This window comes from Lonsdalea quercina (assembly GCF_900107885.1).
In the GTDB taxonomy this organism is placed as follows: Bacteria; Pseudomonadota; Gammaproteobacteria; order Enterobacterales; family Enterobacteriaceae; genus Lonsdalea; species Lonsdalea quercina.
Window position 1 is genome coordinate 22,271 of the sequence record NZ_FNQS01000005.1, and the last position, 23,627, is coordinate 45,897.

The 23,627-nt window shown below is 56.5% G+C and carries 20 protein-coding genes and 1 other annotated feature; of the genes, 7 read left to right on the forward strand and 13 right to left on the reverse strand.

The features are described 5' to 3' along the window. Nucleotides 1–5 precede the first annotated feature (5 nt). Complete coding sequence (locus tag BLU64_RS08330; RefSeq protein ID WP_074728381.1) at nt 6–2,270, reverse strand: ComEC family protein; 2,265 nt, start codon at nt 2,268–2,270, stop codon at nt 6–8. A 335-nt stretch (nt 2,271–2,605) separates the two neighbouring features. Beyond that, nucleotides 2,606–2,944, reverse strand: coding sequence for a DUF496 family protein (locus BLU64_RS08335; protein ID WP_026740414.1), 339 nt, complete (start codon nt 2,942–2,944; stop codon nt 2,606–2,608). A gap of 732 nt (nt 2,945–3,676) precedes the next feature. Here BLU64_RS08335 and BLU64_RS08340 point away from each other — a divergent pair. From BLU64_RS08340 to sbcB, 4 genes are all read left to right on the forward strand, one after another. Then, on the forward strand, nt 3,677–4,396 hold the full coding sequence (locus tag BLU64_RS08340; RefSeq protein ID WP_026743486.1) for a (Fe-S)-binding protein: 720 nt from the start codon (nt 3,677–3,679) through the stop codon (nt 4,394–4,396). A 9-nt stretch (nt 4,397–4,405) separates the two neighbouring features. After that, nucleotides 4,406–5,833 (forward strand): LutB/LldF family L-lactate oxidation iron-sulfur protein, encoded by a 1,428-nt coding sequence (locus BLU64_RS08345; protein ID WP_026743485.1) that lies wholly within the window; start codon nt 4,406–4,408, stop codon nt 5,831–5,833. Beyond that, the gene (locus tag BLU64_RS08350) at nt 5,833–6,570 is read left to right on the forward strand and encodes a LutC/YkgG family protein (RefSeq protein WP_026743484.1); all 738 of its coding nucleotides are present in this window, start codon (nt 5,833–5,835) and stop codon (nt 6,568–6,570) included. Before BLU64_RS08345 ends, BLU64_RS08350 begins: the two co-directional genes overlap by 1 nt. Before the next feature lie 169 nt (nt 6,571–6,739). Further along, the gene (sbcB, locus tag BLU64_RS08355) at nt 6,740–8,215 is read left to right on the forward strand and encodes an exodeoxyribonuclease I (RefSeq protein ID WP_083351067.1); all 1,476 of its coding nucleotides are present in this window, start codon (nt 6,740–6,742) and stop codon (nt 8,213–8,215) included. Between the two features lie 209 nt (nt 8,216–8,424). Here the strand turns inward: sbcB and BLU64_RS08360 are convergent, their stop codons facing one another. From BLU64_RS08360 to BLU64_RS08405, 10 genes are all read right to left on the reverse strand, one after another. Beyond that, a complete protein-coding gene (locus BLU64_RS08360; RefSeq protein WP_026743482.1) occupies nt 8,425–9,786 on the reverse strand; it encodes an APC family permease in 1,362 nt (453 codons plus the stop codon). 471 nt (nt 9,787–10,257) lie between these two features. Next, nucleotides 10,258–10,995: a flagellar brake protein gene (locus BLU64_RS08365; protein WP_074728480.1), complete on the reverse strand. Its 738-nt coding sequence runs from the start codon at nt 10,993–10,995 to the stop codon at nt 10,258–10,260. A gap of 137 nt (nt 10,996–11,132) precedes the next feature. Next, nucleotides 11,133–12,029, reverse strand: coding sequence for a triphosphoribosyl-dephospho-CoA synthase CitG (gene citG / locus BLU64_RS08370; RefSeq protein ID WP_026743480.1), 897 nt, complete (start codon nt 12,027–12,029; stop codon nt 11,133–11,135). Further along, complete coding sequence (gene citX, locus BLU64_RS08375; protein WP_074728383.1) at nt 12,007–12,543, reverse strand: citrate lyase holo-[acyl-carrier protein] synthase; 537 nt, start codon at nt 12,541–12,543, stop codon at nt 12,007–12,009. The genes citG and citX overlap by 23 nt, the downstream gene beginning before the upstream one ends. Then, nucleotides 12,536–14,065, reverse strand: a complete 1,530-nt coding sequence (gene citF, locus BLU64_RS08380) for a citrate lyase subunit alpha (protein ID WP_074728385.1) — start codon at nt 14,063–14,065, stop codon at nt 12,536–12,538. The genes citX and citF overlap by 8 nt, the downstream gene beginning before the upstream one ends. A 36-nt stretch (nt 14,066–14,101) precedes the next feature. After that, the gene (citE, locus tag BLU64_RS08385) at nt 14,102–14,977 is read right to left on the reverse strand and encodes a citrate (pro-3S)-lyase subunit beta (protein WP_026743477.1); all 876 of its coding nucleotides are present in this window, start codon (nt 14,975–14,977) and stop codon (nt 14,102–14,104) included. Further along, a complete protein-coding gene (gene citD, locus BLU64_RS08390) occupies nt 14,977–15,267 on the reverse strand; it encodes a citrate lyase acyl carrier protein (RefSeq protein ID WP_026743476.1) in 291 nt (96 codons plus the stop codon). Before citD ends, citE begins: the two co-directional genes overlap by 1 nt. A gap of 32 nt (nt 15,268–15,299) precedes the next feature. After that, entirely contained in the window at nt 15,300–16,343 is a 1,044-nt protein-coding gene (gene citC / locus BLU64_RS08395; RefSeq protein WP_074728387.1) for a [citrate (pro-3S)-lyase] ligase, read from the reverse strand. 72 nt (nt 16,344–16,415) lie between these two features. Beyond that, entirely contained in the window at nt 16,416–17,300 is an 885-nt protein-coding gene (locus BLU64_RS08400; protein WP_074728389.1) for a fumarylacetoacetate hydrolase family protein, read from the reverse strand. A gap of 58 nt (nt 17,301–17,358) precedes the next feature. After that, on the reverse strand, nt 17,359–18,723 hold the full coding sequence (locus BLU64_RS08405) for a 2-hydroxycarboxylate transporter family protein (RefSeq protein ID WP_026743473.1): 1,365 nt from the start codon (nt 18,721–18,723) through the stop codon (nt 17,359–17,361). 428 nt (nt 18,724–19,151) lie between these two features. On the opposite strand from BLU64_RS08405, the gene BLU64_RS08410 reads away from it, so the two are divergent. Together BLU64_RS08410 and BLU64_RS08415 are read left to right on the forward strand one after the other, a co-directional pair. Then, nucleotides 19,152–20,795 carry an ATP-binding protein gene (locus BLU64_RS08410; protein ID WP_026743472.1) on the forward strand — a complete coding sequence of 548 codons (1,644 nt, stop codon included), beginning with the start codon at nt 19,152–19,154 and terminating at the stop codon, nt 20,793–20,795. Next, nucleotides 20,785–21,510 carry a response regulator gene (locus BLU64_RS08415; protein ID WP_026743471.1) on the forward strand — a complete coding sequence of 242 codons (726 nt, stop codon included), beginning with the start codon at nt 20,785–20,787 and terminating at the stop codon, nt 21,508–21,510. The genes BLU64_RS08410 and BLU64_RS08415 overlap by 11 nt, the downstream gene beginning before the upstream one ends. A gap of 10 nt (nt 21,511–21,520) precedes the next feature. On the opposite strand, the gene BLU64_RS08420 is transcribed toward BLU64_RS08415, so the two are convergent. After that, entirely contained in the window at nt 21,521–22,345 is an 825-nt protein-coding gene (locus tag BLU64_RS08420; protein WP_026743470.1) for an SDR family oxidoreductase, read from the reverse strand. A 192-nt stretch (nt 22,346–22,537) separates the two neighbouring features. Next, nucleotides 22,538–22,660 (forward strand) — a sequence feature (His leader region). A gap of 66 nt (nt 22,661–22,726) precedes the next feature. On the opposite strand from BLU64_RS08420, the gene hisG reads away from it, so the two are divergent. After that, nucleotides 22,727–23,626, forward strand: coding sequence for an ATP phosphoribosyltransferase (gene hisG, locus BLU64_RS08425; protein ID WP_026743469.1), 900 nt, complete (start codon nt 22,727–22,729; stop codon nt 23,624–23,626). Nucleotide 23,627 lies beyond the last annotated feature (1 nt).

The window sequence follows — 23,627 nt, forward strand, 5'->3', positions numbered from 1 at the left end:
CGCCGTCATGCCCCCTCGGAATTAACGCCAAAACGCCGGTGATACCAACGCGGGGATATCGCTTCCCGGAAGCCCCAAACCTGCCAGCGCTGGGCGTAAAAGCGTACGCTCAATTGACCCGACGTCGCCGTATCGTGCCAGGGGTGACCCATCTGACGATAGCGACGCCGAACTTGCACCGACGGCAGTCGCCACGGGTTATAGCGGGAGTTGGATGACGCCGACCATTGCGCCCCCACCGCACGAATGAAGGGCGGAGACGAGGACGTCGCGCTGCCGTGATGCGGCACCTGCAAAATATCGGCCGCCAGCGCCAACCGCTGGGTGCGCAGCAGTATCGCCTCTGCTTTCGCCTCTACATCGCCGGTGAGCAGAACCCGAAACCGGCCGTCGTCGACCACGACGACGCAGGAGTCATTGTTTCCCGCATCGAGAGTCATTCGCGGCGGCCATAACACGCTGAAACTCAGTCCTTGCCACTGCCACCGCTGTCCTTGCAGGCACGGTTGGTGTCCCGCCTGCGCCATGGGGCTAAACACCTGAACGGCGGGAAACTGTCGCTGCAATTCAACCAGCCCACCACGGTGGTCCCGATGACTGTGGCTCACGATAATTCGCTCCAGTTCCAGCCCCCGCCACCGGAGATAGGGCACAATTTCACGGCTCGCCATATCACCGCCCGCCCAGCTCGCGCCCGTATCGTACAGCACGGCCTTGCCGTTTCGCTCAATGACGACGGCCAGCCCGTGGCCGACATCCAGCATATCCATTCGCCACAACGGCGCTGGCGCTTTCGGCCGGAGGAGCAGGATAAGCAACAGGCTGAGCACACTGAGTGGCGCATAGCGCCACCAGGCAAAACGCCAGATCGCCACCGCCAGCCATCCCGAGAGACTCCACGGCAACGCCTGCTCCCCCAACGACCACCATCCTGAGGGCAACGCCGCCAGCGGCGCGAACACGCCCGTCAGCGAGCGATCGGCCAACCACCAAAACACTGCGCTTGATGTTGGGCTGAAAGACAGTAGCAGCGCAATCAATACCAACGGCGTAGTCACAAATGACACCAACGGCACGGCCCACAGATTCGCTGGCAGAGACGTCAAACTGACGCCGTGAAACAACGCGACCTGCAACGGCAGCAGCAACAACGTCATTCCCCCCTGTAAATGCAGCCAGCGAAGCCATACCCAGCGTTTAGGCCGCAGAAAAGAGCGAGGCAGCGGCGCCCACTGATACCAAAAAATCAGCGCCGCCACGGCAAGGGTCGATAACCAAAAGCTGTCCGATAACACGCTCAACGGATCGGCCGTCAGAATCAGGGCCACGCACCCAAGCCACACTTGCCACGGCGTACAGCTTGCGCCCGTCAACCGCAACAGCGTCCACACGCATAACGCCAGTCCGGCCCTGACTGCCGGCGGATTCCCCCCCGCTAACCAGACATAGGTTAGGGCGGCAACCAGTCCGACGATCAACGGAAAGCGATAGCCGATACGATGTACCAAAAACAGGCATTGGACGCCCCGGGCGATCCCCCAGCCGAACAGCGCCGCCAGTGCGATATGCAATCCAGAGATTGCCATCAGATGCATCGTTCCTGTCTGGCGCAGAAGGGCCTGAGTATCGTCATCCACGGTGGCCATTTCGCCCAACGTCAACGCCAACAGGATGGAGCGCCACGGCAGGCGTTCAGTCTGACGCTCCACCGCCGTCACGATGCCCTGCCGCACCCCGCAGCGCGCATCCAACACCGCCGCGCGTTGTACGATTCCCGTCAGCGTTTGTCGCCGGGCCAACGACCAACGCTGGCTGTCGAATCCGCCTTCGTTTAGCCGACTGTGCACGGGCCGCAGTTGTAGCCTTAGTTGCCAGCGTTGCCCGCCGCACCACGTGTTCATCGCCGTTGCCGGGCTTAACCGGACCGAGATCGGAGGAAACAGTCTGCGTTCATCGACCCGAATCAGACGTACCACCGGCGCGGCTTCGGGCAACGCACCAAAACGCACGCTGCTGATGTCCACCTCAGCCATTACCTGCCGCGAGGTGAGGTCCGCCGTCTGGTCGACGGCCTGCCCGGCGTTATAGCATCCCCAGACCAGCGCGAATAGCGCCAAGCCCAAGGCCCGTAATCGGTTGGGAAGATAACGGTAGGTCAGGATCAGCGCCGACAGCATCCCTGACAAGACGGCGGGGGACGGAATTTTCGGCAACCACAACAGCGGTAATATTCCGCTTACCAGCGCAAGCGCTATGACATTCAGCGACATAGTAAAGCGGCACTCCCTGTCCATTTAGACCGCTAGTGGAACGGCGTTTTATCCTTTCATTCAGTCTATTTTTCATCGTGATAAAAGCACAGCGGCCGGTGGTTGAAGCGCGAGTCGCCGCACAAAGATGAGTGTCATTTCATGCAACGTCGGATGAGAGAGGAGCGCGTGGCGGCAGATAGACGATGAGTCAAATCAGTCAGGGTGATGCGCGGTGGGACAGCACGCTTTCTCGTGCCAAGCGCGCCCCCCGGAGTGCGCGACATGAAATTAAGCCGCGAGCAGGCAAAAAAAAGGATCGCCGAAGCGATCCCTTGGATAGGTCATGACACGGGTTATTTGGTCTCAGCGGCCGATTTAATTTCGCCCATTTCTTTAATTTTGCGAGACAGTTCACGGCGTTCTTTCGACAGATCCGCGTTTTTGATGATGTATTCATCAACACGGTCTTCATAGTCGCTGCGCATGTTGGCGATGATGTTCTGAATATCATCAATTGACATACCCGGCTTGATGTATTCGCTCAGGTTGTCCAGCAGCAGCACACGTTTCTGGTTATCACGAATTTTCTTTTCGTTATCGGCGATTTCACGCTGCAGCTTGTTTTTACGACGGAATGTACGCACAAACGCCAATACGTCCTGGAAACACGGTTTGTTGTTACCCTTATCCATTTTCTACCCTTACTTAACTCATATTAAGATTCAAGATGCGGAAACCGCCCGTGCTAAACATACAGGTTAGCAGTTCTCATCGGCAAGTCGGTATGGACGGAGTGCAGTCCCTGCCGGATGCCGACGGCGATTACAGATGAGGTTGTTTTATCATTGTTTTCACTTTCTTTCATCCGCTTTCCCCTCCGCTTGCCGCGTGGCGGCGTGGCACAGCGCCCGACCGACCACTCTTCGTACAATTCTGACTGGATGGCTCAAGACGTCTCAGCGCGTCTGCGGCGGCATTCTTCCCTGTTTTTCTCCTCGACTCGCGTCGCCTTTACCGACTTTATGCGCTCATGTCACTCCGCGCTTGTCACAATCCCGTCATGGCCTGTGGGCATTAAATTGTTTGGTGAATGCTTATTTTAAAAGAGGCGTGGTCCATCGCAATTCATTATTACGCCCACACGGAAGGACGGTAACAAACCGAAACAAAAAATGAGGTGTCATTATGCTTCTGCGTCTTCTAAACATTATTTAGGAGGCCACGCCGCAATCCTTTCTATATCTTTCCGGCAATCAATAATTTATCTCGAGAAATATTACCAGGCGCTATAAATCATCGAAAATGGATTAATTCGACATGTTCAGTGCCGTTATCCGGAAATAAATAACAACGCCTATCACACTATTTTCCCGCTTACAGGCGCATGATTTTTTCATGCAAAGGAATCTCAGAGAGGCAAGCAAGTGAATGTGAACTTTTACGTCACCTGTATTGGTGACGCGCTGAAAGCAAAAATGGCGCAAAACTCGGTATTACTGCTCGAAAAACTGGGATGTGCCGTCCACTTTCCTCAGAAACAGGGCTGCTGTGGCCAACCGGCGTTAAACGCCGGATATACCGCCGATGCCATTCCGGGGATGAAAAACCTGATCGCCGCCCTGGAAGACAATGACGACCCGATTATTTCCCCGGCTGGCTCCTGTACCTACGCCATTAAAAGCTATCCCGATTATTTGCAGGATGAACCTGAGTGGGCCAAACGCGCGACGCATGTCGCCGACCGTATTTATGATCTGACCTCTTTCATCGTTAATACCCTCAACATCGTGGATGTGGGCGCAACCTTGCCCGGCAAGGCGGTTTACCATCCCTCCTGCAGCCTGTTTCGCAAACTGGGCGTTCAGCGCGAGCCGATGACATTACTTGAGCACGTCAATGGGTTGGACATCGTCCCGTTTCCATTCTCCGAAACCTGCTGCGGTTTTGGCGGCACGTTCTCCGTCAAAATGGCGGAAATATCCGGTGAAATGGTGAAAGAAAAGGTCAGTCACATGATGGAAGCCAACCCCGACTACCTTATCGGCGCCGATGTCAGTTGCCTGATCAACATTGGCGGTCGCCTCCATCGCGAAGGCAAATCCGTGAAAGTCATGCATATCGCCGACGTGCTGATGAGCCACTAAGGAACCCACATGTATCTCAAAACCAGCGACGTCCCGTTTCACGAACGGATCCGCGACCAGATTGACGATGCCGTCATGCGCAAAGCCGTGGCGATGGCTCAAGAGCGCATCGGCGCCAACCGACAAACTATGGTCGACGACCTCGGACACTGGGAATCGTGGCGCAGCCGTGGCGAACAGATTCGGCGGCACGTGCTCGAAAACCTGGACGCCTATCTTTATCAGCTCTCCGAAAATGTGACGAAAAACGGCGGACACGTCTATTTTGCCGCCACCAAAGCGCAGGCGACGGACTATATCCTGACCGTCGCGAAACAGAAGCAGGCGAAGAAAATTGTCAAATCCAAGTCGATGGTCACCGAGGAGATCGGTCTCAATGCCGCGCTTCAGAGCGCTGGATTGAGCGTCATCGAAACCGATCTGGGCGAATACATTTTACAGCTCGCCCACGACGCCCCGTCCCATGTGGTGGTTCCCGCCATTCATCGTGATCGCCATCAGATCCGCAAAATTTTGCATGACACACTCGGCTACACCGGGTCGGAAACCCCGGAAGCGATGACGCTGTTTATTCGCGAACAGATGCGTCCGCAGTTTTTTAGCGCGGATATCGGCATTACCGGATGTAATTTTGCCGTCGCCGAAACCGGGTCGGTATGTCTGGTGAGTAATGAGGGCAACGCGCGGCTGTGCACCACGCTGCCGAAAACGCACATCGCCGTCATGGGCATGGAGCGTCTCGCGCCGACGTTCGAGGAAGTGGATGTCCTGATTACGCTACTGGCTCGCAGCGCGGTCGGCGCTCAGCTGACCGGCTACAACACCTGGCTGACGGGGCCAAGGGAAGCCGGCAACGTCGATGGCCCCGAGGACTTCCATCTGGTGGTGGTCGATAATGGACGGTCGGCCGTGCTCGGTTCGGAATTCCGCGACATCTTGCACTGCATCCGCTGCGGCGCCTGTATGAATACCTGCCCGGCTTACCGCCATATCGGCGGTCACGGCTACGGTTCCATCTATCCCGGCCCGGTCGGCGCCGTGCTGTCTCCGCTGCTGGGCGGCTACGCTGATTTCAAAGACCTGCCCTATGCCTGCTCGCTATGTTACGCCTGCAATAGCGTCTGCCCGGTCAAAATTCCGCTGGCGCAGCTGATCCTCAAACATCGCCGCAAGATGGTCGATGCTGATCTGCCGCCCAAAGGCGAACAGATAGCAACGCGCCTGTTTACCTATGTCAACAGTCATCCAACATTGTGGAAAGTCGGGATGGTGAGCGGCGCTCACGCCGTCAACTGGTTTATCAAAAACGGCAAAGCGCCCTTGAATATCGGCGCCATCGGCAAGTGGACGGAAGCACGCGATCTGCCGCAGGGCGACGGAGAAAGCTTTCGCAGCTGGTTCAAGCAACATCAGGCGAATAAAGAGGAGAAGCAGTGATGGGAAATGCCAATCGGGACACGTTCCTGGCCCAGATAGCCCAACAGTTGGGGCGTCCGGTGCGCCATCAGCCCGCCGCCGTACCGCCCCCTGTTTGCCGCTATGAGAAAACGCGGCTGGCGGATCTCTCCCTTCAGCAGCGCTGCGACGCCTTCGTCAAACTGGCGCAAGAGACCCTCAAGGTCACCTGCCGACTGACCAGCGAACAAGACGCCCCGGCGGCCGTGCGCGAACTCTGCCGGCACTATCTTCAGGATCACGAAAACAGCGGCGATCACCATGGAGACCGGACCGCCGTGATGGTGAGCGGAGATGCTCGCTTACAGACGTTGGGGATCACCTCCGCGTTGCAGGAGGCGTTTTCGGCGCAGGAGTGGGATGCGTCACAGGGCGAGGTGAATATTCACGCCACTGAGCAGGCCGACGTCGGCGTCGTGTTCGCCGAGTACGGGCTGACAGAGTCCGGCGGCGTCGTTCTGTTTTCCGCACCGGAACGCCCCCGTTCGCTGAGCCTGCTACCCACTTCCTCGATTTTCGTGGTGCGCAAAAGCACGCTCCTGCCCCGCGTCGCACAGTTGGCGGAGCATCTGCATCAGAAGGCGCAGTCCGGAGAGCGCATGCCGTCCTGCATCAATCTGATCGGCGGTCCCAGTTCGACGGCCGACATCGAACTGAGCAAAGTGATTGGGGTACACGGCCCGGTCAACGCCGCTTATCTCATCATCGAGGATAGCTGAAGGCTGATGCTGCCTGTCCCGGCGACCGTGCCGGGCATTTTCCGCCGACGACACCGATTCCTCCCGCCGACTTCTGCCGGGCGACGATATGGTTTACCATTGCCGCCATATCATGTTTCGCTTACCGGCGTCGCAAGCGAAACCTCCTTATCCGCCTTCGACGCGCCCGATGCCTGCGTATCCGGCGGGTCCTCGCAACCGACAGAGAAACACCGTGTCCAACAAACCCAGCACTCCGACCTTTTTCATTCACGACTATGAGACCTTCGGCAAGCATCCGGCCCGGGATAGACCCGCGCAGTTCGCTGGCGTCCGCACCGATATGGACTTCAACATCATCGGCGAGCCGCTGGTCATTTACTGTCAGCCGACGGACGACTATCTGCCGGAGCCGGAAGCGGTGCTCATCACCGGCATCACGCCGCAGATTGCGAAGAGCAAAGGCGTTAATGAAGCGGAATTCGCGCGTCAGATCCACGACGCCTTTAGCGTGCCCGGCACCTGTGTTCTGGGCTATAACAATATTCGCTTCGATGACGAAGTCAGCCGTAACATTTTTTACCGCAACTTCTACGATCCCTACGCCTACAGCTGGAAAAACGGCAACTCGCGCTGGGATCTGCTGGATGCGCTGCGTGCCTGCTATGCGCTGCGGCCGGAAGGGATTGTCTGGCCGGAAAATGACGATGGCCTGCCCAGTTTCCGACTGGAACACCTGACCAAGGCGAACGGCGTCGAACACACACACGCCCATGACGCGATGTCCGACGTTTACGCCACGATCGCGATGGCTAAACGGCTGAAAACCGCGCAGCCCAAACTGTTCGACTATCTGTTCCAACTGCGCAACAAGAACAAGGTCAACGCGCTGATTGATATCCCGAATATGAAACCGCTCATGCACGTTTCGGGCATGTTCGGCGCGGCGCGCGGCAATACCAGCTGGATTGTGCCGCTTGCCTGGCACCCGGAAAATCGTAATGCGGTGATCATGTGCGACTTGGCGGGCGATATCACACCGCTGCTGGAGCTGGAGCCGGACGAATTGCGCACGCGGTTGTACACCAGACGCGACCAACTGGAAGCAGGACAGTCTCCCGTCCCGATCAAACTGGTACAGATTAACAAGTGCCCCGTGCTCGCGCCCGCCAGCACGCTGCGCCCTGAAGACGCGGCGCGATTAGGCATTGACCGACAGCACTGTCTCGATAACCTGCAACGTCTACGCCAGCACCCGCTAGTGCGGGAAAAAGCGGTGGCGCTGTATGCCGAGGCGCCCGCCTTCGCCGCCGCCGACGATGTGGATCTTCAACTGTACGACGGCTTTTTTAGCGAGGCAGACCGGGCGGCGATGACCATCATTCAGGAAACCTCGCCGCAAAACCTGCCCGCGCTCGATCTGAAATTCGCCGACGGCCGCATTGCAGAACTGCTCTTTCGCTTCCGGGCACGCAATTATCCGGCCACGCTGGATGACCGCGAGCAGCAGCGCTGGTTGCAGCACCGCAAAGAGGTCTTTACGCCGGAGCGTCTGGAGAGCTATCTGAATAATCTGCAAGAGCTGTATCAGCTGCATCAGGATGATGAGAAGAAGGCTCAGTTGCTCAAATCGCTGTTCGCTTATGTTCAGCAGGTCGTGGGCTAATCCCCGCGGCTATACCGCCGCCAACGACGGCGCAATCCTGAAATAGAGCGCCGAGCGCTTTACCACCGGTCAGTTCGTCTCTCGGCCGGCTGTATTTTTACTGGTTGGGAAAAACCAATCGCCGCATTTCGACTATCGCGCGATAAAAAAACGGCCGCCCAGGACATGATCCTCGGCGGCCGTTTTAACCTCAGGCAAACGCGGCAGAGTTAGACGATGTCTTCACTGCACTGCGGAACCGGCTGTCTGAAGCGGCGAGTCACCACCGCCAGATACAGCAGGCCAATCGCGGCCCAGACCAGTCCCAACGTCATCGACGTTTCTTCGAGATTCAACCACAGCGCGCCGACCGCCAGTGCGCCCAGGACCGGCAGCAGCAGGTAATGGATGTTATCTTTTAGCGTCTTGTTGCGACCTTCCCGAATGTAGAACTGGGAAATCACGGACAGGTTGACGAAGGTAAACGCCACCAGCGCGCCGAAGTTGATCAACGCCGTGGCCGTCACCAGATCAAAACATACCGCCGACAGCGCAATCACGCCCACCAACAGTACGTTTAGCGCGGGCGTCCGCCATTGCGGATGGATATAGCCAAAGAATCGCTCCGGGAAAACGCCATCGCGTCCCATCACATACATCAGACGGGAAACCCCTGCGTGTGCCGCCATCCCGGACGCCAGCACTGTGACGCAGGAGAAGACCAACACGATTGATTGGAATAGTTTGCCCGCGACGTAGAGCATGATTTCCGGCTGAGACGCATCCGGATCGTGGAAGCGAGAGATGTCCGGAAAAAACAACTGCAAGAAGTAGGACACCACGATGAAGATAATGCCGCCGATCAGCGCCGTCAGGAAAATGGCTTTCGGGATCACGCGGCCCGCGTCCGGCGTCTCTTCCGATAGGGAGCTGATTCCGTCAAAGCCGAGGAAGGAGAAGCAGAGTATCGTTGCCCCGGTAATCATCGGCACGACCTGTGCGTGTTCGGACCAGAACGGTTTGCTGCTCACCAGCGTGCCCGCGCCTTCGCCGCCGGAAATCCCGTGGATCACCAGCGTGAGGAAGACCGCCATAATCGCCACCTGGACGACCACGATCACCGAGTTGAGGTTCGCGACGATGTTGATGCCGCGCAGGTTGAAGAGCGTCATCAGCCCCACTAGCGCCGCCACAAAAATCCAGGACGGCACGCCGGGGAAGATGGCCTCAAGATAAATTTTGGCGAGCAGGATGTTGATCATGGGCATGAACAGGTAGTCCAGCAACGATGACCATCCCACCATGAAGCCAATGTGCGGACTTATCGCTTTCTGCGCATAGGTATAGGCCGAGCCAGCGGACGGGAATCGACGCACCAGTTTTCCGTAGCTCACCGCCGTGAACAGAATGCCAGTCAGGGCAAAGGCGTAAGCGGTCGCCACGTGGCCATCCGTCAGGCCGGAAACAATGCCGAAGGTGTCAAAAATTGTCATGGGCTGCAAATAGGCAAGCCCCATCATCACAACTTGCCAGAGCGTCAGTGTTTTTCTTAGTTGTACTCGTTGGCTGGAAACCGCTGCGTTATGCGACATGACGCATCCCTCCGTTGCCGGCAATTGACGCACGGTTCAGGGATGTCGCGGATCTATTGGACATAGGAAGGCGGTGAGAGACGGTGTAATTTGAAATAGATGAGAACGGGTTGCCGCCGTCAACGGACGTTGACGCACGATCGATGAAAGTCGACGCCGCTGCGGCGCCATAGTCGCTGCTCACACAGCGCAAACCGGCGGGCACCGGTACGGTTACAAGAGAATGCCCCATTTCACATATTCCTCTTTCTGCCTTCGCGGCAGCGTGGTCTGATATCGTTCCGGCACGATGTCCGGCCCCTTCATGAAGAAAAAAAGTCTCAAAAAAATAACCGACGCTATCAACGTCGGTTATTTCAGGGCGCGTATTCTGCCGGAGTGGGGGGCAAGAGACAAGACTTTGCGCAGCCGCAGGCGTTATTTAAATTAAGTCACCGGCAACGTCTCGGGAAAGGCTGGCCGCTGGCAAAATTAAAGCACCCGTTTCCTTTTTTCATGCTGTTCCAGCTCTAGCGCGGTAATCACCTGTTGCAGGCTCCGCTCCTGTCCGGGCGTCAGGCACGGGAACTTGAAGCTGAGCCGCTGCACCTTCTTCACTTCGCCTTTGGCGCTGACAATCCGGCTGACCGCATGGCTAATGAATTGTACGTCGATGGTGAACTCCCCATAGGAACCCAATTCAAGCGTGACGTTTTCCAGAATCTCGCCCTGCCCCAGCTGTTCAGCGACGTCTTCCTGTTCGCTCAGCAAACAGACGCCGCCCAAAGAAAGATCTTTGATCGTGAACTGGAAACGGCTCTCATCCGGCAGACTGCCGCGGCAGAACATCGGCGGCCAGGCCGGTGAGGTGATGCGAAAATAGTTGCGGCGCTGGATACGGTAAAGGTCGGCGGGAATCTCGGCGCGAAATGCTGGGAATCCCTCATAATCGATTCTGGTTACCCCGTTCGCATTGAATTCCACCTTCGCACCCGCCGGTTCGGCAACGAAGTACATCTCCGTGTCCAGAACGTCATTCCCTTGCGGCGTGCCGCCGAGGTCAAAGATAAAGGTATTGTCGTCCGGCTGAACGCTTAAAATATTGCTGATGAAATGACCTCGAGAGTGGTTCACCATCAGAGCCGTATTATTTTTTTGCAGCTCGCGTAGTGTGGCGCAAATCGCCAGTTTATTTCTCTTCAGAAATTGTTCTTTTTTGGTTTCGTCCATTTTGTCCATCCCAGAGTTAAATCATTACCGCGATAAATCAGTCTCGATAAGTCACAGCTTAGAGTTATACGTAGGATATCGTCAGTTGCGCCCCCAACTTTACGTTGGATTAACATTATCGGGGATTATTAAAAGATTTATTCAGCGGGATAATGATGTAACAGCCAGGTCAGCGCAAGAAGATCGGCCGTGCCGCCGGGGCTGAGATGACGTTCGGTCAAGGCGCGGTCCATCGCCTGTAAACGGGGGACGGTGACGCCCTGCTTCAGCAGATCGGTCGCGTAGCGCTGAACGAACGCCAGTCCCGCCATTCCGCCTCGGGACACGATATTGGTATCCGGATTGTGCGCCATCAGCACCACCAGCGTATGCAGCAACGCCATGTCCTGATCGTGCTCGCCAAGCGCCTGTCGATAGGCGGGCAGTGCCAATCGGGTCACCGTTTCGAAACCGCTGGCGGCCTCTCCTCGCGCGCCGGTCAGGCCATAGCGCTGGAACAGCTGTTCTCCGGCCGTCTCCGCCCGATGGGAAAGCGACAGCTCGTCACGGACCAGATCGCGACACATGTTCGCCACGGTTTGGCAGAGACTCCGCTGCGTCAGCACCACACCGTTCGCCGCCAGCCAGCCCGCGGCGCTGCACAGCAGTCCGCAGGCAAAGATCCCGCCTTTGTGCGTGTTGACACCGTGCGTCGCCGCGAGCATCGCCTGCTCGCAGGCCATGCCAACAGGACGAACCTGCATTAACAACTGCTTAGGCGACACGTCCGCATGGGCATAGCCCACGTCGATAAAGCGACGCAGCCAGGGCGTGATCGCGCCGATGCTTTTCTCAAACAGCGCAACGTCCATGTCGTGGTGCGCGCCGTTGTTCGCCCGGTCCACCAGACCCGGTTTCGGCGTCAGCATGACTTCCACCGTCAGCGCTTGTACGACCCACCGGTCGATATCCGGCAAAGGCAGTGCGACGCGAGCGACAGACCCGGAAACGTTCGTCCGCGCCAACGGGGCATCAGCCAGCGGAGAAATAGGCATTTAGCCTCTCCTCGATCCGGGCGATGACGTCGGGCAACGGATGCCGCCGCGAACGCGCGCAGACATGGGCTGGCTCGTCGCACAACAAACAGCGGCGACTGGCGCGATCGAGACCCGCGCGGTTGAGCGGCCCGGACGCCGGGCAGAAGACGTCGAAGTCCCACAGCCGCCCGAGCGGATGCGTGTCTTCGAGGGCTACGGCGGCACGCTTAATCGCCAGCGCATCGCCATCCACCACCCAGAATCCTTCCGCCCCCGTCTCCTGCCAGTGCAGCTGATGTTCCGCCACCTGCCAGCCCTGTTCACGGCTCAAGGCGTCGAACGCCGCCACGGCCTCTTCCATCGCGCGGCGATACAGCGGCGAGTCCTTGACCGGCCCCGGCGTCACCAGCGTCAGCGACACCAGCGGGGCATGATGCCTTGCCAGTAGCGCCTGCTGGCGGGCGGCGCGTCGTTCTTTCGCCGCCAGCAGGCGTTCCAGCGAAACCGCTGCGGGCGCCGTCACGTTACTCATCGTCCTCTTTCACCTGACGCACAACGTCGATAACGCTGCCGTCGCGATAGCGGATCACCCCGACGATGCGGTCGTGAAACGCGATCGGTTTCGGCTCGCCTACCAGCGCGACCGCTCGTGCATACAACGCTTCGATCGGCATCACGGTCAGTCCGGCGGCGGTGAGTTGCTCTGCCACTTCAGGACGCGCCGGATTCACGGCAATCCCATGATCGGTCACCAGGACGTCAATACTTTCGCCTGGCGTCACGCAGGTGGTGACATGACGAACCACCGTCGGAATACGACTGCGAATCAACGGCGCGACAATCACCGTCAGGTTGGCCGCCGTGGCCACGTCGCAGTGTCCGCCGGAAGCGCCGCGCATTACGCCGTCGGAGCCGGTGATGACGTTGACGTTAAAGTCCAGATCGATTTCCAGCGCGCTGAGGATCACCACATCCAACTGATCGCAACACGCCGCCTTGGAGGTCGGATTCGCGTAGACGTTAGTCGAGATTTCCACGTGGTTCGGATTGGTTGCCAGTGACGCCGCCGCGTTGGCGTCGAAGCATTGGGTATCCAGCAGTTTCTCGATCAACCCTTTTTCATGCAGGTCGACAATACTGCCGGTGATACCGCCGAGAGCAAAGCGCGCCACGATGTTCTGTTTTTGCATCCGGTCTTCGAGGAAGCGGGTGCAGGCGGTGGAGGCCGCGCCGGAGCCGGTCTGGATGGAGAAACCGGGTTTGAAATAGCCTGAATGTTCAATCACATCCGCGGCGGAACGGGCGATCAGCAGTTCACGCGGGTTGCTGGTCACGCGCGCGGCCCCAACGCTGATTTTAGCCGGATCGCCGACCTCTTCGACCTGCACGATGTAGTCCACCTGATCCTGCACAATGCTGGCGGGCATATTGGGGAACGGCACCAAACTTTCGGTCAGTAGCACGACGTTGCGGGCGAATGCCGCATCCACCATCGCATAGCCCAGCGAGCCGCAGCGTGATTTGCCGTCCGTCCCGTTGGCGTTGCCGAACTCATCGCTGCACGGCACGCCCAAAAAGGCGACGTCTATCTTCAGCTCGCCACTTTGCAGCAAATGCACCCGGCCGCCGTGAGAGTGAATCTGCACCGGCTCTTTCATCAACCCGTGCGACACGGCGTCGGCCAGCTTGCCGCGCATGCCCGAGGTGTAAATTTTGCTAATCACCCCGTTGCGAATGTGTTTGACCAACGGCGCGTTGCAGCTCATCAACGAGCTGGAGGCCAGCGTCAGGTCTTTGAATCCCATCTCCGCCAGCGTATCCATCACCTTATTGATCACCTTATCTCCTTCACGGAAATGGTGATGGAAGGAGATAGTCATACCGTCTTTCAAACCGCTTTTGACGATGGCCTCTTGCAAATCGGCGCACAGCTTACGCTCGTGCTTCTGAGTCAGATCGTTCAGCCACGGGGTGTTATGGTTGGCGTCGACGAACGGCTGTAACGCGTTTTTATCTGGAAACTGCTGGCGCAGCGCTTCAATAATGTTGCTCATGATCAAATCCTGTCATTGCTGAAATAAGGCCGACGTTTACTTACGTACACCCGATGCCTGGGCGCGTTCCACTACCCGGCGGGCATGGTCGATAATCGGCGCGTCAATCATCTTGCCGTTGAGCGAGATGACGCCCAGTCCAGCGCGCTCGCCTTCTTCCGCCGTCTTGATCACTAGTTGGGCGTAGTCCACCTCATCTTGTGTCGGCGCGTAGGCGTTATGCAGCAATTCAATCTGACGCGGGTTAATCAGCGATTTCCCGTTGAAGCCCAGTTTGCGGATGAGTTCGACCTCGCGCAGGAAGCCCTCTTCATCGTTAACGTTGGAGTACACCACGTCGAACGCGTCGATACCGGCCGCACGAGCGGCGTGCAGCACGGCACAGCGGGCATAGAACAGTTCGGTGCCGTCTCCGCGTTCCGTCTGCATATCCATCACATAGTCGAAGGCCGCGAGCGCGATGCCGATCATGCGCTTGGAGGACCGCGCGATAGACACCGCATTGATCACGCCGACGGCGGATTCGATGGCCGCCATGATGCGCGTCGATCCCACTTCTCGACCACAGGCTTTTTCAATGCGCACCAGATGCTGTTCCAGTTCGTCGACGTCGTCGGTGGAGTCGGTTTTCGGCAACCGAATCACATCTGCGCCCCCGCGAACCGCGGCTTCCAGGTCCAACAGCCCGAACGGCGTGCTGAGTTGGTTAATGCGCACTACGGTTTCAATATCCTGATACATCGGGTGTTGCAGCGCATGAAACACCAGCAGACGCGCCGTGTCCTTTTCCCGCAGAGATACGGCATCCTCGAGATCGAACATGATGGAGTCAGGCTTATAGATGAATGCGTTGGAGAGCATGGCGGCGCTGGAGCCGGGCAGAAATAGCATACTGCGGCGTAATGTCGACATTAGAGTTTCTCCCATTCAATCTGCTGGGCATCCGCTCCGCGCAGGACGGCGCTCTGCACCCGGGCGCGGATCACGCAATCCAGCGCGCCTTTGTCTTCCACGATGATGGTGCCGTCTTTCACGCCCAACGACGTCAGGGTTTCATCGACGACTTTTTTGATTTGATCTCCGAACTGCTTGATGACTTCACTGTTGATCACGACGGTTAACTGACCTTCAGCAGGGGCGACTTTGACCAGCAAATCGCTGGACTCAAAGGTGCCCGCCAAGGCTTCCTTGACAATCTTCATCTTTATTTCCTGCCTGATACATGAAATGTGAATTACGCGTACTGAGGCTCGCAGTAACGCTGTAAATGCTGCAACGTGGTCGGCGGCACCATGTCCCGAATGGGGTCAAGCTGGCGCAGCTTCAAGAGTTTTCGAACTTCCGAGGCGGAGATAGCCCGGCCTGAGTGTTCGCAGGTGCGCTCGATTTCAATCACCTTGAGCGCAGGCGCCTTCACCCTGCCGTCCTGCTCCAGCCAGTAGTGCATATCCTGATTGTATTGATACGTCACCGGACAGAAGGGTTCTGTCCCGACGAAACGCTGGTTGATCCCGAGCGCGGGGGCGATGTATTTGCGGAAAATAATCAGGTCGATGGCCGCATGGGCTTGGGTGATGAGTTTCTCTTCCTTCAGGAAGTAGCCGGGAAAGGTGGCTTTGGAAATCATATAATCCGAGCCGGGATGCACCGTCAGGTTGGGAATATGTTCAACCCCTTTTTGCACCATCTCCAGCCGCTCGCTATACGGAAAGAAAGAGACGTCTTCGCGTACGACGAAAATATGCAGCCAGTCGCTGGCGCTGGCAGCCTGTTCGGCCAAATAACGGTGACCCAGCGTAAAGGGGTTGGCATTCATCACAATAGAACCGATACGGTCGCCGGGCTGCCGCAAAGCCGACAGCTTCTGGCAGTACTGTTGAATGCCGATCGGCGTATTTTCCATCAGCACGGCCGTCTCGTCGTAGCTGGCGATGGGGTAAAAGCCGCAGCCGCGGAAAATGGCGATGTTGTCGGGTTTGGTGTAGAGAAACAGATGGAACACGCCACGATCGGCGGCCAGCTGAATGACTTCGTTGACCATCCGCACCCCCAGGTTCAGGTCTCTGAACTCAGGATCTACCGCGACGCATTTGATGGTGTTCGACGCCAGCCCCGCACAGGCCACCAGACGACCGCTGTGTCTCCCGACCACAAAGGTGTTCACGTCATTGTCCATGCCTAACTGACAACGTGTCAGAAACGAGTGGATCGCCTCCAGCTCCTCGGCATGGTCTTTGACATCGAGTGTGGTGATAAAGAAAGACTCATCGTCATACATAACGGTAATCCTGCTTCTGACGGCTATTCAACATAACGGCTAAAAATATCCCCGCGCGAACGGGGACCGAATTTAATGGGTGATCGTGGCTGACGAGGGATGAACGTCTTCGATGCGGCTTTTGGCCTCGGCGATGGTATTGCTCAGCCGACCAAGATGTTCGATGTCGACCTCGATGCGATCGCCGGGGCGCATAAACAGCGGCGGATGACGTTTTTTACCTACGCCGCCCGGAGACCCGGTGATGATGACATCGCCCGGCGCCAACGAGGTAAAGGTGCTGATGTACTCAATCAGCTCCGGCACCTTGTGCACCATGTTGCGGGTGTTATCGTCCTGCACCTGGCTGCCGTTGAGATAGGTGTGAATATTCAGCACCTGCGGGTCGGGGATCTCATCGCTCGTCGTCAGGTAAGGGCCAAACGCACCGGTTTTCGGCCAGTTTTTGCCGGCGGTGAACCAGCTATGCTGCCAGTCTCGTACGGAGCCGTCCATGTAGCAGCTGTATCCCGCAACAAACGATAAGGCGTCTTCGCGCGAGATGTTCTGTCCGCGGCGACCGATGACCACCGCCAGCTCGCCTTCGTAGTCGAATTCGTCCGTGAACTGGGGTTTCAGCACATCGGTCATGTGCCCGGTCTGAGAGTCGGCAAAGCGTACGAACAACGTCGGCGCCGGGTCGACTTGATCAAATTCTTTGCGTTTATCCGCGTAATTCATGCCGACGCACAAAATTTTCCCAGGATTAACGATGACCGGTAAGAAAGTGACATCCGACTCCGCCACATCCGGCGCTTCATCGACCAGGGCTTTCGCCGCCGCCAAGCCGTCTCCCGCCAGCAATGCTTTCAAATCCGGATAACGCTGACCCAATCTGCTGCGCAGGTCAATAAAGCCAGCCGGTGTATAGATGCCGTAGCTGTCTTTTCCGTTGTGGCGGTAGCTTGCAAGTTTCATAATGATTCCCGTATTAAAAATGACCTATGCTGATTCACTGCTTTACTGTCGTACTGAATTAAATCAGGAAGTTCCCGAGGACCAGTAACGCCACGGAAACATTGATTGCACCGCCAATGCGGGTCGCAATCTGGGCGAAAGGCATTAGCACCATGCGATTGCCGGAGGTCAGGATGGCCACATCGCCGGTCCCGCCCTGCCCACTCTGGCAACACGAAACAATCGCGACATCAATGGGGTACATGCCGATTTTTTTGCCGACGAAAAATCCGGTCGCAACCAACGTGACCACCGTGGTGACGATGACGATCAGGTTTGTGATGGTGAAAGCATGCACCAACTCTTCCCACGGCGTAATCGCGACGCCCACGGCAAACAGAATGGGATAGGTCACAGACGTCTGAAAGAATTTGTAAACCACCTGCGATCCTTCCCGAATCCGCGGCGAAACGCCATGCGCTAACTTTACCAACACCGCAGCAAACAGCATGCCAACCGGCGCGGGCAGACCAATGTATTTATGACCCAGCATGCCCACCATATAGAGCATGATGGCCAGTAAGGCGCCTGCGGCCAGCGCGGTCACATCGATTTTGCCACTCAGTTCGGCCGACAACGCCGTCGTCTTCTTGTCATCGTTCGATTTGCCCGGCAGGAGTTCCCCTTCGCCGGTCAGGTGCGGATAACGCTTGCCGAGCTGATTGAGCATCCCCGCCAGCAGGATAGCGGTCAGACCACCCAGCATGACGATGGGCAATATTCTTCCCAGCGCCACGCCCTGGTCCATATGCAGCAGGGTCGCGTAGCCGATGGAAAGCGGTATCGCCCCTTCGCCCACGCCCCCCGCCATGATGGGCAGCACCAGGAAGAAGAACACCTGGAATGGATCCAGGCCCAACGCGACCCCGACGCCGACGCCGACCAACATCCCCACAATTTCGCCACACAGCATGGGAAAGAAAATCCTGATGAAGCCTTGGATTAATGTGTCCCGATTCATACTCATGATGCTGCCGACGATAATGCAGCAAATGTAGAGATAAAGGATGTTGGTGGACTTATAGAACAGGGTGGTAGAGTCGACCACGACCTTAGGCAGCAACCCATAATACACTAGCGCGGAGGGAATAAAGGTAGCGCAAATGGCCGCTGCCCCCATTTTTCCAATAATCGGCAAACGCTTGCCGAATTCCCCGCAGGCAAAACCGAAAAAGGCCATCGTCGCTACCATGACGACGATGTCGCTGGGCAGTTTGCCGTCCAGACAGTCAAGCCCGATTAATAGACCGATCAGAAGGAATAGCGGCAGAGGAATAATACCAATTTTGTATGTATCCAGTACATACCACCATTTTTCTTTAAGCGAACGCTTCACAGAGATTTTATCCTTTACAGCGATATATGAATCATCTGTCGTACTCATGCCCATTCCTCCTTATATTATTTTATCAGCCATTTTAGGAGGTCAAAAACAATTATTGTGTGATAACCTTCAAATTGAAAAATGAGTTTTAATGGCACTTATGGTTTTTAAAGTTTTAATTATTAATCTGATAAAAAACATATGGTTACCAAATTAACATTATTAAACAATTTTCATGAAGATGCCGTTAACTTTCCTCTCCATATGACTGTCGGATATATCCCCTGATTATGTTATAAAAAGGTAATTAAAATGTTCGATATAAAATTCATTTGCCCATAAATGTCTACATATATGCCTGTCTATATTAATCCTGCGTATAGCTTACCTGTCGCCGCTCACAAGAATGGGTACTGCTTATCCCCTTTCACTCCTTTCATGCTAGATTGAACTTTTAGACAAAACAAACTTGGCGGCGTTAGGTCAACATGGCATTCAGGCTTTCATTTCATCTCAGACTCTTCATTTATTTGATGATTTTTTTCTCCCTGTTATTAGCCATGGGCAGCCTTTATTATTATCGCGCGACATCTCAACGCCTCTACAATGAATTGGGCGGGCGGGCGCAGGTGCAGGCAAAAGAGATCGCCGTGATCCCCACGCTTATCACCAGCGTCAAACAACGCGATATCCCCGCCATTGACCTTCTCGGACAGAAGTTGATACAGAACAGCGACGCCAGCTTCATCGTGATTGGCGACCGTAGCGCCGTGCATCTCTTTCACTCCTCGGACGCTCAGCTGATCGGCAGCCAAATGGTGGGCGGGGATAATGCGGAGGTGCTTGCCGGTAAGACCACGATCACCCTACGCCACGGCGGAACTGGCATTTCCCTGCGAAGCAAAGCGCCGATTATGGATGGCGACGAGGTGGTGGGCATCGTGTCCGTCGGCTATCTGAAAACGCATATCGACAGCCTGTCGCTCAGTAATGTCAGCCACGTTCTGTTAGGGATCGTGGCGATTTTCATCGCGCTGTTCCTGTTTTCATGGTGGTTTTCGCGCAACCTCAAAAAACAGATGTTCGGGCTGGAGCCGCAGGAGATCAAACTGCTTGTCCGCCAGCAGCAAGCGCTGCTCGAGTCCATCGACGAAGGCGTCATCGCCATCGACAAACAGTCGCATATCGCTGCGATTAACCATTCGGCGAAAACGCTGCTGGAACTGAACGATCCCGCCGTGACGCTTCGTGGCAGACCGATAGACGAAGTCATCAAGTCCGTCCCCTTCTTTTCCAGCGATGAGATGTGGACCAGCGATACCCACGACGAAATTTGCCGCTTTAATCATGTCACCGTCATCGCCAGCCGCGTGCGGATCATGCTGGAAGACGAACTACAGGGTTGGGTCATCAGCTTTCGCGATAAAAACGATCTCCACACGCTGAGCCTGCAGCTCAGCCAGGTAAAACGCTACGCCAACAGCCTGCGGATATTACGCCATGAGCAGCTGAACTGGACGGCGACGCTGGCCGGGCTGCTGCACCTGGAACGCTACGATGAGGCAATTCGCTATATCGAAGCCCAATCGCAGGGCGCACAGGCCACGCTGGACTTTATCTCCGCGCGGTTCAGCGCTCCCGCCCTGTGTGGATTACTGCTGGGGAAATACGCCAGCGCGCGAGAGAAAGGCCTGCAGATGCTCTTCGACCCTCGCTGCCAGCTGAAGGCTATTCCCGACGCGCTGCGTGAGACGGAGTTGATGTCGATCATCGGCAATCTGCTGGATAACGCGATGGAAGCCACGCTGGCCAGCCCACGGCCGCACGAACCGATTGAAGTCTATATTCATGATAATGAGCGGGAACTGGTGATTGAAATCGCCGACAAGGGCACCGGCATCGCCCCGGAGATAGCCGACCGCATTTTTGACATGGGCGTCACCAGCAAGACCGCAGGCGATCACGGGCTGGGGCTTCATCTGGTCGCAAACTATGTCAATCAGGCCCAGGGAGTGATTGAGGTTTCCGCCAACCCGCCGCAGGGCACTATTTTTTCCGTTTTTATTCCCCGGCATCTTACCGAGACCCACCAGACAGAGACCAACAGGAACACAGCGCATCATGTCAATTGAGAAACCCACGTCGTCGACGGACAAATCGGTCGAAAACTTCGAGGTCCTCATCGTCGAAGATGAAAAACGACTGGCCGACATCCATGCCGAGTTTATTGAAAAGAATTTCAACCTACGCATCGTCGGTATAGCCTCTACGCTGCAGGAAGCGCGGCGATTACTCCAGCAGCATCGTCCCCGTTTAATGCTGCTGGACAACTATTTGCCGGATGGCGAAGGCATCTCGTTGATTGAAAGCGAACTCATGAAAGGAATGAACTGCTCGGTCATTTTCATCACGGCCGCGAGCGATATGGACACCTGCGCACAGGCGATCCGCTGCGGCGCGTTCGATTACATCATCAAACCGGTTTCCTACCCGCGTCTGCGCTCATCGCTGGAGCGCTTTATCCAGTTCGTGAAGGCGCAGTACACCTACAAATACGTCGATCAGCAGAATGTCGACGTTCTGTATCAGCTCCAGTCAAGCGCCGCCCCCACCGGCTCGACGGTGAAAGGCATCGAGGAAAACACCCTGAATTTGATCCAGCAAATCTTCCATGACGCCCCGGAGACGCTGTTTTCAGTCGATGAGGTAGTCGCCCGAACGGGGCTGAGCAAGACCACCGCCCGCCGGTATCTGGAGCATAGTCTGGAGAATCGTTTTCTCGACGTGCAGATGCTGTACGGCAAAATCGGTCATCCCCGACGCCTGTACCGTAAAAATAACGGCTAGAGAGGCTTTGTCAGTTGAGCGGGATCGTCATCGGGTCTGGATGCAAGTACTCGAATCCCAGTTCGCGACAGATAAGCTGCCCATCGACGAGGCGCGCCGCCTCCGGGTCGCCCGCCAAAAATCGGGGCGGGACCAGATGCAGACGCTGCGCCTGCGCGGTATAGAATACTTCCCGGGAGGGATGCAGCGGCGCGCACAAGTTGTAGAGATGTCCGCCATGAGGCAGCTGCAACAGCAGGAGAATAGCCGCGACCACATCCTCCTGGTGAACCAGATTGACACCGTGACTGCCGTTCGGCACGTCGCGGCGCCCTGCAAGGAAACGTCCCGGATGACGTTCCGCGCCCACCAGCCCGGCGAGCCGCACAATATCCACCTCCGTATTCGGCAACGCGTGCAACCACTGTTCCAGCTCAACGATGCTTTGCGCCGTCGCGGTATCAGGCTTCAGCGCGCTGCTCTCCTTGACGATGCCCTGCGTCCGTCCGTAGACCGACGTCGTACTGGTAAACACAATGCGGGAAACGCCGAGAGCCAACGCGCTGTTGACGATCGCTTGAACCGCCTCCAGATAGCCGGCCCCCTCTTGGGACACCTTGCTCGGCGGCAACGTCACAATCAGCGCATCCGTGTTCAGCAGCGCTTCCAGTTCACGGGCTTCGCACTCAGGCTCCGGCGTCAGACGCAGGCGATAACATTCAATCCCTACGTTGCGCGTCGCCTCTACCCCGTCATCCGTGGTTTTACTGCCGGCCACCTGATACCCGCGGCCCATCAACGCCAATGCCAGCGGCATGCCCAGCCACCCTAACCCGATAATCGACACTTTTTTCATTTCACGCTCCCGCCCTGACCAGCTTGTTTCCACCTACTATCCACGCTCAATTCACCATCGCAACTCCAAATGCCCACGCAGAGGTAAAAAACGGTTGCACAACCGATACGACTTAGTTTAGGTTAAGTCCAACACGAGAATTAAATCATCGACATTAGTGGACAATATTATGTTAAGCGTTCTGTTCAACCACCATCATCACCATCACCCTGACTAGTCTTTCAGGCGATTGGTGCTGGAAGACGGTTAGATCTTCCAGTGGCGCAGAACGTTAAAGAGAGCCCTCGGAAGATCATCTTCCGAGGGTTTTTTTATGGCCCCCCGTTTTTAAAAAAGAAGCCTGCATCAACAGGCGCATCAGACAGGAAAATTGAGGTTTATATGCTGGATAAAACACGTTTACGCATCGCGATGCAGAAATCAGGCCGTTTGAGTGACGAATCTCGCGAGTTACTGGCCCGCTGCGGTATTAAAATCAATTTGCAGCAGCAGCGTCTCATCGCTTTCGCTGAGAATATGCCCATCGATATTTTGCGCGTTCGCGATGACGATATTCCGGGGCTGATCATGGACGGTGTCGTCGATCTGGGCATCATCGGCGAAAACGTGCTGGAGGAAGAATTACTCGACCGTCGAGCTCAGGGCGAAGACCCGCGCTACTTTACGCTGCGCCGGCTGGATTTCGGCGGATGTCGCCTGTCGCTGGCAATGCCGCTGGATGAGGAATATACCGGTCCTCAATGCCTGCAAAATAAACGCATCGCCACCTCTTACCCCCACATCCTTAAGCAATACCTCGATAAACAAGATATCAATTTCAAATCCTGTCTGCTGAATGGCTCCGTCGAAGTCGCACCCCGCGCGGGTCTGGCCGACGCCATCTGCGACCTGGTTTCGACCGGGGCAACACTGGAAGCCAACGGTCTGCGTGAAGTCGAAGTGATTTACCGGTCCAAAGCCTGCCTGATTCAGCGCGATGGCGATATGCCTGCGGAGAAGCAGGAGCTGATCGACAAACTCCTGACCCGTATGCAGGGCGTGATTCAGGCTCGCGAATCCAAATACATCATGCTGCATGCGCCCAGCGAACGTCTGGACGAAATCATCTCGCTGCTGCCGGGCGCCGAACGTCCCACCATCTTGCCGCTGGCCGGAGAGAAAAGCCGTGTCGCGATGCACATGGTGAGCAGCGAAACTCTGTTCTGGGAAACGATGGAAAATCTAAAAGCACTGGGCGCCAGCTCGATTCTGGTGCTGCCGATTGAGAAGATGATGGAGTAAT

Coding starts and splice junctions, on each gene's coding strand:
- BLU64_RS08330 (WP_074728381.1), bottom strand. CDS start 2,270: ATGTCGCTGAATGTCATAGCGCTTGCGCTGGTAAGCGGAATATTACCG.
- BLU64_RS08335 (WP_026740414.1), bottom strand. CDS start 2,944: ATGGATAAGGGTAACAACAAACCGTGTTTCCAGGACGTATTGGCGTTT.
- BLU64_RS08345 (WP_026743485.1), top strand. CDS start 4,406: ATGTATCTCAAAACCAGCGACGTCCCGTTTCACGAACGGATCCGCGAC.
- BLU64_RS08350 (WP_026743484.1), top strand. CDS start 5,833: ATGGGAAATGCCAATCGGGACACGTTCCTGGCCCAGATAGCCCAACAG.
- sbcB (WP_083351067.1), top strand. CDS start 6,740: ATGCCTGCGTATCCGGCGGGTCCTCGCAACCGACAGAGAAACACCGTG.
- BLU64_RS08360 (WP_026743482.1), bottom strand. CDS start 9,786: ATGTCGCATAACGCAGCGGTTTCCAGCCAACGAGTACAACTAAGAAAA.
- BLU64_RS08365 (WP_074728480.1), bottom strand. CDS start 10,995: ATGGACGAAACCAAAAAAGAACAATTTCTGAAGAGAAATAAACTGGCG.
- citG (WP_026743480.1), bottom strand. CDS start 12,029: ATGCCTATTTCTCCGCTGGCTGATGCCCCGTTGGCGCGGACGAACGTT.
- citX (WP_074728383.1), bottom strand. CDS start 12,543: ATGAGTAACGTGACGGCGCCCGCAGCGGTTTCGCTGGAACGCCTGCTG.
- citF (WP_074728385.1), bottom strand. CDS start 14,065: ATGAGCAACATTATTGAAGCGCTGCGCCAGCAGTTTCCAGATAAAAAC.
- citE (WP_026743477.1), bottom strand. CDS start 14,977: ATGTCGACATTACGCCGCAGTATGCTATTTCTGCCCGGCTCCAGCGCC.
- citD (WP_026743476.1), bottom strand. CDS start 15,267: ATGAAGATTGTCAAGGAAGCCTTGGCGGGCACCTTTGAGTCCAGCGAT.
- citC (WP_074728387.1), bottom strand. CDS start 16,343: ATGTATGACGATGAGTCTTTCTTTATCACCACACTCGATGTCAAAGAC.
- BLU64_RS08400 (WP_074728389.1), bottom strand. CDS start 17,300: ATGAAACTTGCAAGCTACCGCCACAACGGAAAAGACAGCTACGGCATC.
- BLU64_RS08405 (WP_026743473.1), bottom strand. CDS start 18,723: ATGAGTACGACAGATGATTCATATATCGCTGTAAAGGATAAAATCTCT.
- BLU64_RS08410 (WP_026743472.1), top strand. CDS start 19,152: ATGGCATTCAGGCTTTCATTTCATCTCAGACTCTTCATTTATTTGATG.
- BLU64_RS08415 (WP_026743471.1), top strand. CDS start 20,785: ATGTCAATTGAGAAACCCACGTCGTCGACGGACAAATCGGTCGAAAAC.
- BLU64_RS08420 (WP_026743470.1), bottom strand. CDS start 22,345: ATGAAAAAAGTGTCGATTATCGGGTTAGGGTGGCTGGGCATGCCGCTG.
- hisG (WP_026743469.1), top strand. CDS start 22,727: ATGCTGGATAAAACACGTTTACGCATCGCGATGCAGAAATCAGGCCGT.